The organism is Pseudomonas sp. H2_A10 (assembly GCF_054680085.1).
In genome coordinates this window covers 745,845-756,975 of record NZ_CP162821.1, presented here as the reverse complement: position 1 = coordinate 756,975, position 11,131 = coordinate 745,845, and the positions used below count along the sequence as shown (strand labels likewise).

The 11,131-nt window shown below is 61.5% G+C and carries 7 protein-coding genes; all 7 read left to right on the top strand.

The annotated features are described in order from the left end of the window. Positions 1-73 precede the first annotated feature (73 nt). The 7 genes from AB4O23_RS03360 to AB4O23_RS03330 all read left to right on the top strand — a co-directional run bounded on the left by AB4O23_RS03360 (position 74) and on the right by AB4O23_RS03330 (position 11,112). Complete coding sequence (locus AB4O23_RS03360) at positions 74-706, top strand: hypothetical protein (RefSeq protein ID WP_026067299.1); 633 nt, start codon at positions 74-76, stop codon at positions 704-706. A gap of 146 nt (positions 707-852) precedes the next feature. Next, positions 853-2,349, top strand: a complete 1,497-nt coding sequence (locus AB4O23_RS03355) for a YdgA family protein (RefSeq protein ID WP_017528397.1) — start codon at positions 853-855, stop codon at positions 2,347-2,349. A gap of 268 nt (positions 2,350-2,617) precedes the next feature. Then, positions 2,618-5,098: a poly-beta-1,6 N-acetyl-D-glucosamine export porin PgaA gene (gene pgaA, locus AB4O23_RS03350; RefSeq protein WP_065876854.1), complete on the top strand. Its 2,481-nt coding sequence runs from the start codon at positions 2,618-2,620 to the stop codon at positions 5,096-5,098. Between the two features lie 12 nt (positions 5,099-5,110). Next, positions 5,111-7,108, top strand: a complete 1,998-nt coding sequence (pgaB, locus tag AB4O23_RS03345; RefSeq protein WP_116079826.1) for a poly-beta-1,6-N-acetyl-D-glucosamine N-deacetylase PgaB — start codon at positions 5,111-5,113, stop codon at positions 7,106-7,108. Between the two features lie 2 nt (positions 7,109-7,110). Further along, on the top strand, positions 7,111-8,451 hold the full coding sequence (pgaC, locus tag AB4O23_RS03340; RefSeq protein ID WP_017528394.1) for a poly-beta-1,6-N-acetyl-D-glucosamine synthase: 1,341 nt from the start codon (positions 7,111-7,113) through the stop codon (positions 8,449-8,451). 2 nt (positions 8,452-8,453) lie between these two features. Then, entirely contained in the window at positions 8,454-8,936 is a 483-nt protein-coding gene (gene pgaD, locus AB4O23_RS03335) for a poly-beta-1,6-N-acetyl-D-glucosamine biosynthesis protein PgaD (RefSeq protein ID WP_065876852.1), read from the top strand. Between the two features lie 454 nt (positions 8,937-9,390). After that, the gene (locus tag AB4O23_RS03330; protein ID WP_460062200.1) at positions 9,391-11,112 is read left to right on the top strand and encodes a ShlB/FhaC/HecB family hemolysin secretion/activation protein; all 1,722 of its coding nucleotides are present in this window, start codon (positions 9,391-9,393) and stop codon (positions 11,110-11,112) included. Positions 11,113-11,131 lie beyond the last annotated feature (19 nt).

The following is an 11,131-nucleotide window of genomic DNA, read 5'->3' as shown; positions in this document are numbered from 1 at the left end:
GCTATGCTTTGACAGGCAGGCCCCGTGACGGCCTGCCTGACACTGCTCGCGTTTGCTCATGGGGATTCCAATAATGAAAAACCCTTATGCTCCCGCTTTCTGGTGCGTGCTCTTCGCACTGGTGCTGTTATCGGCCGCGTATTTCTATGGCGTCATGCTCGCCCATCAGCTCGACAAGGCCATGGTCTTTCTCGACAGCGCCTGCCTGGTGATCGGCACCTTGTCCATCGGCGTTGTCGCCTGGGCGTCCTACCAGAATCAACGGGTCAAGAAAAAACTCCTGGAACAAGGCAAGACCCGCGTGGCGATCTGGGATACCAAGGTTGCGCTGCGCCGAGTCGAAACCGTGTTCGACCGCTATTTCTGGGGCAGCTACTGGCAGCCGGGGCGCACCTTCCAGGAAGTGATGGGCGACCTGACCGGCACACCGCTGGAAAAAAGCCTCGAAGTCCTGAAAAAACAGTGTGTCGTGCTCGACAAGCAAGTCGCTGACGGCCGGCACTGGCTCAATAACGCTCGGGAGTTATCCGACGTCGCCACGCAGATGGCCCGCGAGCGCTACCAACTGGACTTCTGCGACCCCAAGGCCGACACGCCCGGCAATGCGGTGATACACCGCGAGTTTGAAGTGCTGGTGTACACATGGACGGCGCGGCTCAAGAGTTTTGATCACCAGTTGGATGAAATCGAATTGGAGTATTCGTGAACTAGTCGTGAACTGATCCCTCTGAAAGGCTGGGCCGTTTGTGGCCGCCAGTGCTAATCTTCCCCCGCTTTCGGCGGGCTTGAGCCAACCCCTACAGGGTTCAAGGAAGACAGCCCACTCCTCACAGGATTTGATCAGGTCACTTCATGAATAAGCCAGCAGTCGTACTTTTGGGTTTTGTGGTCGCCGTTGGCGTCGTCAGTGCAGGCGGCGCCTGGTACACCGGTAAGCAACTGGAACCGGTGCTGCAAACCGCGATCCAGAACGCCAACAAGGAACTGCAGACCTCAATGGCCGGCGTCGACGGCACCGTGGCCCTGGAACTGGTCTCCCTCGACCGTGGCGTGTTCAGCAGCACCGCGCACTATCGCCTGAAGGGCCAGGGCTCGGTGTTCGGCGCAGACAACCCCAACCCCGAATTGCTTTTTGTCGACCATATCGAACACGGCCCGCTGCCGGTCTCGCGCCTGGTGACGCTCAAATGGCTGCCGGTCATGGCCACCAGTCACTATGAGCTGGAAAAGAGCCCAACCACCGAGAAGTGGTTTGCTGCGGCCAAAGACGTGTCGCCGCTCAAAGGCGTGGCCAATATCGGCTACACCCGTTCGGTCAACGGCAACATCGAGTTGCTGCCGCTGGAGTTCAAGGACGACAAATCGTCGGTGAGCTTCTCCGGCGCCAACCTGAACTTCGACGGCACCGCTGAAGGCCAGAAGGTCAAGGCCGATGGTTTTATGAACAGCCTCAAGGTCGCCGCCGTGGATGCCAATGGCGAAGCCTTCGAAGCCGACCTGTCGGGCCTGACCATCGCCAGCAACCTGGAAAAATCCACCTTCGGGTTTTACACCGGGCAAAACACCATCGAGCTGAGCGACAGCAAGTTCACCTTCGGCCCACAGAAATCCGTGCTGAGCTTCAAAGGCTTCGAGCAAAAAGACTCCAGCGAAACCAAGGACAACAACCTGGCCGGCCGCGTCGACTACAAGATCGACGAGATTGGCTACCAGGGCAAACCCGTGGGCTCGGCGGCCATGGCCGTGAGCATGAAGAACATCGACATTCCGGCCATGCTGGTGCTGACCAAGCTGTACCAGGACAAAATGCAGCCGGTGCAAGCCGCCGCGGCCGCTGGCGAACCGGCTCCGGAGCTGCAACTGACCGACGCCGAACAGGCCTTGGCCGAAGCCAACGTCAACCAGGTACTGGCCGCCAAACCGCACCTGGCCCTGGAAAACCTGTCGCTGAAAACCACCCACGGCGAAAGCAAGTTCAACCTGCTCGTGGACCTGGCCAAACCGGCCTCCATGGAGCTGCCGCCGGTTGAGCTGGGCAAGCAGATGATCACGCTGCTGGATGCCAACCTCACGCTGTCCAAGCCGATGATTGGCGATGTGTCCGCATTGCAGGCGCAACTGGGCGGTGTGACCGACCCTAAAGCCATCGAGCAGCAATCCCAGATGGCCGCCGAGATGGTCAGCGGCATGGCGGTAGGTACGCAGTTGGCGACCCTGGTGGGCAGCGAGGTAGTGTCCAAGTTGCACTACGCCAACAATGAAGTGACCTTCAACGGCCAGAAGATGACGGTTGAGCAGTTCATTGGCTTTGTCATGGGCAAAGTCGGTGGGATGAGCGGCGGGCAGTAACCGCTCAACATCCGGCCTCCTAGTAAGGTCGCTTGAAATGCAGTCAAAATGTGGGAGGGGGCTTGCCCCCTCCCACATTTGTTTTTGCGTAGCGCAAAAAAGCGATCAGCCAATTCTGAACAATTGTTCTGATTTGAATTTCTTCTTACTTTCCTGAGAGATAGTTCGCACAGGAAAGCTAGGCCGGGTCATTAGACGCCGGCACCCTGAGCGCTTCGCTCAGGATCACCTATCGTTACAGCTTTCCGTGTGTAAGGAAGCTCACGATATGTTGCGAAACCTACCACTCAGTGCATCAGGCCGGTTGCGACTGTTCGTCGGGGCCGCTTTATGCAGCCAACTGCTGATACCCACCTTCGCCATGGCCGACCCGGCCTATGACGCGCTGATCATTCAGGCGCGCAACGGCAACTTCACGCCCGCGCTCACCCAATTGCGCCAGCTGTCGGCCGAACGCCAGACGCCTGGCCAGGTCAGCGATCACCTGGTGATCGCCGGTTGGGCCGGCCAGGACGCCGAAGTGCTGAAGGTGTACGAGGCCCAGGGCAAAAATCGCAACCTCAGCACCCAGGCGCTCGCCACGGTGGCGCGTACCTATCGCAATCAAAAGCAGTGGGCCCAGGCTGAAGCTGTTTATCGCCAGGCGCTGCTGCGTGAACCGAATAACATCGACCTGCAACTGGGCCTGGCGCTGACCCAGGCCGACGGCGGCAAGGCCAACGAAGCCGTGCAACGCACCCGCGCCTTGGTGGTCGCCAAACCGGATGACCCTAACCGGCGCATGGCCCTGGGCTACGCGCTGACCCGCGCCGGCCTGAACTACGACGCGCTGTTTGAATTCGACCAGGCGTTTACCCGTGCCGGCGACAAACCTGAAGTCGCCCGCGAATACATCGTCGCCCTGCAAAAGGCCCGCCTGCCGCAAGCGGCGTTGCGCCTGTCGGCCCAGCGCCCTGGCCTGCTTGACGCGGTCACCCAGCGCCGCCTCGAAGGCGACCTCGCCGCCGAGCGCGTGCGCATGGCCGAGTTCGCCACGCGCAGCGAAAAAGACCGCTATGTGGTGGCCGACCGTGCCTTGGCCGACTACGACACACTCATCGCCCGCTGGACCCCGGACGCCACCGCCCATGACGATGTGGTGCGCTGGCGCATCGACCGCCTGGGCGCGCTCAAGGCCAGGGCGCGCACCGCCGAGGTCATCCGCGAGTACGAAACCCTTAAAGGCGAAGGCGTGCAACTGCCGACCTATGCCGTGCGCTGGGTGGCGGCGTCATACCTCGACCAACGCCTGCCGGAAAAAGCCGAGCCGTTGTATCGCCAGGCACTGAGTGCTTCGGACGCTGAGCCGGACGACCGGGTCGAAGACACCACGGCGTTGTTTTACGCCTTGCAGGAAAGCAACAAAGGCGAGGATGCCAACGAGGTTGCCAAAGCGCTCGCCAACAGCCAGAAACCTCGGGTCGAACTCAAGGGCCTGCCCATCGGCAACCCCAACGACGCCTGGATGGACGCGCAACAACTGTCGGCCCAGGCCGGCGTGTATGGCGGTGACCTGCCGGGCAGCGAAGCCGGCCTGGAAGCATTGGTGGCCAAAGCCCCCGGCAACGTCGGCCTGCGCCTCGCCCAGGCCGATATGTACCGCGCCCGTGACCTGCCGCGCCGTGCCGAAGGCGTGCTCAAGGAAACCGAAGCCCAGGCGCCGCGTGACATTGGCCTGGAAATCAGCCAGGCCTACACCGCCATGGACCTGCAAGAGTGGCGGCAACTGGATGTGCTGACCGATGACGTGGTGGCCCGCAACCCAGACAGCCGGCAGGTGCAACGCCTCAAACGCCTGCGCGATGTACACGACATGGCCGAACTGCGCGTCGAAGCCTACACCGGTAAAAGCTTCGGCGGCGGCGGTGACAACGAAGCCGGTGCGGTGGCCGGTAACCGCGACTGGGGCATCGAAAGCGTGATCTACACGCCGCCCATCGACGAAGACTGGCGCCTGTTCGCTGGCGCCGGTTATGCCACCGCCGACTTTGAAGAAGGCACCGGTCACCACCGTTGGCAGCGTGTCGGCGTGGAGCGGCGCACCCGTGACCTGACCCTGGAAGCCGAGGTGTCCAACCACTCCTATGGCTTTGGTTCCAAGCAGGGCGCCCGCGTAGCGTTCGCCCACGACATCAACGACAACTGGCAATACGGCGCCAGTCTCGATTACCTCTCGGCCACCACGCCATTGCGTGCGCTGAATGCCGACATCACCGCCAACGGCGGCAGCGGTTTTATCCGCTGGCGCGCCAACGAAAGCCGTGAGTGGAAACTGTCCCTCAGCCCGTCCCACTTCAGCGACGGCAACGACCGCTTGGAAGCCTTGCTCACCGGCCGCGAAGGCATCTACAGCTCACCGAAAGTGCAGGTAGACCTGGGCCTGGAAGTCGGTGCCAGCCGCAACAGCAAGGAAGACACGGTGTACTTCAATCCCAAGTCGGATTTCACCGTATTGCCCGTCGTCACCATCAATCACGTGCTCTATCACCGCTACGAGACCCAGTGGAGTCAGCAGTTCCAGGTCGGTGCGGGCACCTATAGCCAGCGCGATTACTCCACCGGCGGCATGGCCCTGATCGGCTACGGCCAACGCTTTCGCTGGAACGATGTACTGGACGTCGGTGCCAACCTGAGCCTGATCAGCCGACCTTATGACGGTGATCGCGAACGCGATCTGCGCCTGCTCGTCGACCTCACTTACCGTTTCTAAAAGAGCCTGACCATGACCCTCCTCAGCCGTTGCTTGTTGGTTCTGGGTGTATTGCTGGCCAGTGCCTGCGCCCAGCAACCCGCCCCTTTCACTCCACCCGCCGAGCGGCCGACACCGGCCAACGAACAGGCGTGGCCGAAAAACCATTTTCTGGGCATTGCCTACCATGACGTCTCGGACCGCGACCCCGACCAGGCTGTGGTGGCGGTGCGCACCGAACGTTTGATCGAACAGCTGGCCTGGCTGCGCGAGAACGGCTACCAGGCGGTCAGCGTTGACCAAGTGCTGGCCGCGCGCAATGGCGGCCCCGCGCTGCCGCCCAAGGCCGTCATGCTCAGCTTCGACGACGGCTATTCAAGCTTCTACACCCGCGTGATGCCGATTCTGCGCGCCTACCGCTGGCCGGCCCTGCTGGCGCCGGTGGGCAGTTGGATCGATACGCCGCTCAACCAACCGGTGGACTTCGCCGGCTCGCCCCGGCCACGTGGCGAGTTCCTGACCTGGCAGCAGATCCGTGAAGTGTCGCAGTCGGGCCTGGTGGAAATCGCCGCGCACACCGATGCCAATCACAAAGGCATCCTGGCCAACCCCCAGGGCAACCTGGAGCCGGCCGCCACGTCTCTGCGCTTTGACCCGGCCACCGGGCGCTACGAAAGCCAGGCGCAGTTCGATGCACGGCTGCGTGCCGATGTCGTGGCGATCTCCAACAAGATCCAAACCGTGACCGGCAAAAAACCACGGGTGTGGGTATGGCCCTACGGCGCCGCCAAAGGCACCTCGCTGGCGATCGTCGGCGAGCAGGGCTACCAAATGGCCCTGACCCTGGAAGACGGCCTCGACAGCTCCAGTGACTTGATGAACAGCCCGCGCTTCCTGGTGGCTTCCGACCCGGACGGCGAGCATTTCGCCAACAGCATTGTCGCCGTGCAAACCCCGGCGCCGCTGCGCGTGCTGCATGTGGACCTGGACAACGTCTACGACCCTGACCCGGCCCAACAAGCGCGCAACCTCGACCAGTTGGTACAGCGCGTGGTGGACATGGGCGCCGGTACCGTGTTCCTGCAAGCCTTCGCCGACCCCAAGGGTGACGGCCTGGTGCACTCGCTGTATTTCCCCAATCGCCATTTGCCGGTGCGCGCCGACCTGTTCAACCGTGTCGCCTGGCAATTGCACACCCGTGCCCATGCGGCGGTATATGCGTGGATGCCGGTGCTGAGCTTCGCCCTTGACCCCAAACTGCCCCGCGTCACGCGCTGGGACCCGGAAACCGGCAAGGTGGGCATCGACCCGGACCAATACAAACGCCTGTCGCCGTTCGACCCGCAGGTGCGCAAAATCATTGGTGAACTCTATGAGGACCTGGCGCGCAACAGTGCGATCGACGGTGTGCTGTACCACGATGACGCCGTGTTCTCCGACTTCGAAGACGCCAGCCCCGCAGCGCTCAAGGCCTACGCGGCCAACGGCCTGCCAGACAGCATCGACGCCCTGCGCGCCGACCCTGCGGTAATGCAGCGTTGGACGCGCTTCAAGAGCCGCTACCTGATCGACTTCACCAATGAGCTGACCGCCAAGGTCCGCGCCATTGCCGGGCCGCAGGTGCTGACCGCGCGCAATATCTTCGCCCAGCCGATGCTCAACCCGCAGAGCGAAGCCTGGTTCGCGCAGAACCTCGACGATTTCCTCCAGACCTATGACTGGACCGCGCCCATGGCCATGCCGCTGATGGAAGGCGAGACACTCAAGAACTCCAATGCCTGGCTGGAAAAACTGGTGGCCACGGTCAAGGCCCGCCCCGGTGCGATGCAGCGAACGGTGTTCGAGCTGCAAGCCAAGGACTGGCGTACCCCGGCAGCCCCCGACCTGTCCGCCGAGCAAATGGCCGAATGGATGGGCGTACTCAAACGCCAGGGTGTCACGAGTTTTGGCTACTACCCGGACAACTTCCTGGAAAACTCCCCGGACCTGAAGACTGTGCGTCCGGCCCTTTCCAACCAATGGAACCCTTGACCATGTTCGACAGAATCCTGGCTTTATTCGTGCTGGCATTGGTATTGGGCGTGCCCCTGGGCCTGATCTTCCTGGTTACCGGGCAGTTCCTGATGGACTTCGTGTTTTTCTACCCGCTGTTCATGTCGGCGCTGTGGATCGCCGGCGGTTTGTACTTCTGGTTGCACTGGGAGCGCCACTGGCCCTGGGAAGAAGACACCCCGGCGCCGACCCTGGCCGGCAACCCGCTGATCTCGATCATCATCCCTTGCTACAACGAGGGTGATAACGCCGCCGACACCATCCATGCGGCGCTGGGCCAGTTGTACCCCAACATCGAAGTGATCGCGGTCAACGACGGCTCCAAGGACAACACCGCTGCGGTACTCGACGCCCTGGCGCTGGAGCACCCGCGGCTGCGCGTGTTGCACCTGGCGCAGAACCAGGGCAAGGCCGTGGCCCTGCGCATGGGCGCCGTGGCCTCGCGCAGCGAATATCTGGTGTGCATCGACGGCGATGCGCTGCTCGACAAAAACGCGGCGGCTTATATGGTCGCGCCGATGCTGGATAACCCACGCCTGGGCGCCGTGACCGGCAACCCACGTATCCGTACGCGCTCGACCTTGATCGGCCGCGTGCAGGTGGGCGAGTTCTCCTCGATCATCGGCTTGATCAAGCGTACCCAGCGCGTGTTCGGGCGGATCTTCACGGTGTCGGGTGTGGTGGTGGCGTTCCGTAAAAAGGCGCTGGACCGCATCGACTACTGGAGCACCGACATGATCACCGAGGACATCGATGTCAGTTGGAAACTCCAGCTCGATCACTGGAGCATCTTCTACGAGCCCCGCGCGCTGTGCTGGATCCTGATGCCCGAAACCGTCGGCGGCTTGTGGAAACAGCGTCTGCGCTGGGCCCAGGGCGGTGCCGAAGTGCTGTTCAAGAACATCCGTGGCATCTGGCAATGGCGCCATCGCTATCTGTGGCCGCTGTTGTTCGAATATTGCTTGTCCACCGGTTGGGCCTTCACTTTCCTGTTGTCGGTGATCTTCTGGGGCCTGGGTAAATTCATCGTGCTGCCCCAGGCGATTGCCGTGGACTCCCTGGTGCCGCCGGCGTTTACCGGCCTGGTCCTGGCGATGGTGTGCCTGGTGCAGTTTGCGGTGAGCATCCTGATCGACCGGCGCTACGAGAAAGACCTGTGGAAAACCCTGTTCTGGACCGTGTGGTACCCGATGGTGTTCTGGTTGGTCAGCTTGTTCACCACGCTGGTGAGTTTCCCCAAAGTGCTGTTCAACCAGCACCAGAAGCGTGCGCGCTGGGTCAGCCCGGACCGCGGTATCAAACCTGTCGAAGAGGAGGCGTGAGCATGAAACTGGTCAGAACTCGCCAAAGTACCGTGATGTGGATCATCGACGTAATCCTGACCCTGATGGCCTGGGGCGGGCTGGTCTGGTTGCTGGCGCGCGGGATCACCTCGATGCTGGACACCCACGGTGGCCCGCGCATTGAAGCGCCGATCTTCGCGGCGCTGAACACTTTGCAGATCTACTTGTGGATTGCGCTGTTCAACGCGGTGATCCTGGTGACCTGGGCGCGCTACCAGCAACGCAAGGGGCGCAAGTTCGCCCAGCGTCGCGCCGAGGCCAAGGCCCTCAGCGACCAGCGCCTGAGCGAGAGTTTCAGCCTGGCTGACGGTGATCTGGAGCAATTGCGCCGGCCGGGGGTTTTGGTGATCCACAACGACGAAGACGGCGGCGTGTCGGAAGTCAAAGCCCATGTCTCGCGTGACGTGGAAAAGCCCGGCTTGACCCTGGTGCCCGGCAAGGATCAGAACAAAGACGCCAGCTAAAAATCGTAAATCCAACCCAATGTGGAAGGGGGCTTGCTCCCGATTGCGATGGTTCAGTCAACGATGCATCGACTGACACGCCGCTGTCGGGAGCAAGCCCCTTCCACATTGTGGATAGCCATTGGACCTTGAAGATGAATGTCGACAAGTGCGATCCAATTCACAAAACCCCCGCGAACTTATCTGGGTTTTTCGGTACTAACCTATCTCGGAAAGAACTTGCTGGCTAAATAATGGCAGCTTCTAAGTTATCCGACGAATCGCTATCGAAACAGTTGCCGCCTGTCGGAAGAATACTTCCAGTTTGAGGCTGTCTAACTTTTTGATATTTATTTGTTGTTATTAATCAATGTGTTGCGTGGATAACTGGTACGGATGTGCAACTCGCTCAGTTTCTTGGGTTGGCGCAAGTTCGATGTTAGTTTCCCGGCCCTTGATTTTCGACGGACCGAATATGTCTTTTTTATTGCCACGGACTCGGTATTTCCTCTGCACTTTGCTGCTCACTTATGTGAGCTTGAACAGTGCCATGGCCGCCCCCACGCCCGGGGATCAGGACCTGATCCGCGACCGCCAGAACCGTCTGCTCGAAGAGCAACGTCGGCGCCTCGAAGAACTCCAGGACCTGCCCGGCAAAGGCAGCACGTCCGAGGCCCCGGCACTGCCGGCGGGCATCCGCTGCTTCCCCATCCAGGACATTGAACTCAAGGGCGCCGACAGCCTGTCCGCCGCCGATCGCGCGCGCCTGCTCAAACCATATCTGGGCCAATGCCTGGGCGTGGCGCAGCTTAACCAATTGCTCAAGGTCATCACCGATTACTACATCGCCAAGGGCCGCGTCACCAGCCGTGCCTACTTGCCGCAACAGGACCTGTCCAGCGGCCATCTGCAAGTGCTGGTGGTCGAAGGCAAACTCGAAGGCATAAAGGGCGCCCAAGGCAGCACGGTCACCGATCGCGAGCTGGCGATGGCGTTTCCCGGCAAGGTGGGTGAGGCGCTCAACCTGCGTGAAGTCGAGCAACTGGTGGATCAACTGAGCCGTTTGCCGTCCAAACAGGCGCAAATGGAACTGAGCCCCGGCACGCAGATCGGCGGCAGTGAAGTGCTGGTCAGGAACCAGCCGCAAAAACCCTGGCGCGCCAGCCTGTCGCGCAACAACGACGGCCAGAAAAGCACCGGCGAACAGCAATGGGGCGCGGGCCTTGAGTGGGACAGCCCGCTGGGCCTGGCTGACCAACTGATACTGCGCGGCGGCCACGACGCCATCAGCGACCACCAGAAAACCTCGAAAAACAGCATGCTCTACTACAACGTGCCGTGGGGCTGGTGGAACTTCAGCTACACCTACAGCGAGAGCGACTACCGCACGCCGGGCAGCGTCGACGACTTCAAATACAAGCAATGGGGCGACAGCCAGAACCACCAACTGCGCGCCGAACGCGTGGTGCATCGCGACGACGTGAGCAAAACGTCGGTCAATGTGGGCCTCACCCATTTGCGCACCAACAACTACATCAACGACACACGCTTGGACGTCAGCAGCAACCGCCTCAGCGAATTTCAGGTGGGTGTCAGCCACGGGCGCCGTATCGGCAGCGCGTTCGTCAACCTTGATGTGGGCATGCAAAACGGCATCGGTGCCTTTGATGCGCAAAAGGATGAGCAGACCCGTATTCGCGGCAACCTCACGCCCACCCCGCGCTATCGCAAATACACCGCCACCTTGAGTTACCTGCAGCCGTTCACGCTGTGGGGCGAGTCGTTGAGCTTCTCCAGCCTGGCCACCGGGCAGCGCAGTGAAGACGTGCTGTACGCACCACAACGCATGAGCCTTGGCGGCTCGTACTCGGTGCGTGGCTTCAAGGACCAGCAACTGAACGGCGACAGTGGCGGTTACTGGCGCAACGAAGTGCGCTGGGCCCGCCCGGTGACCCTCGACTGGATGCGCCCGGCCTTCGCCGAGTACGGCGCCAGCGTCGGCTACGACCAGGGCGTGATTCGCAACGATCGCTACAACGAAGACCAGCATGGCCGTGTGTCGAGTAACTCCCTGGAGCTGTTCGCCCGTGGCAAGCACGTCAGCACCAGCGTGACGTTTGCCCATTCGTTGGAAAGGCCTGGCGTGGTAACCGAGCGCGAAGCGCCGATCTATTTCCGCCTGGATTTCTACCTGTAATTCAACGCCCGCAGCCTTT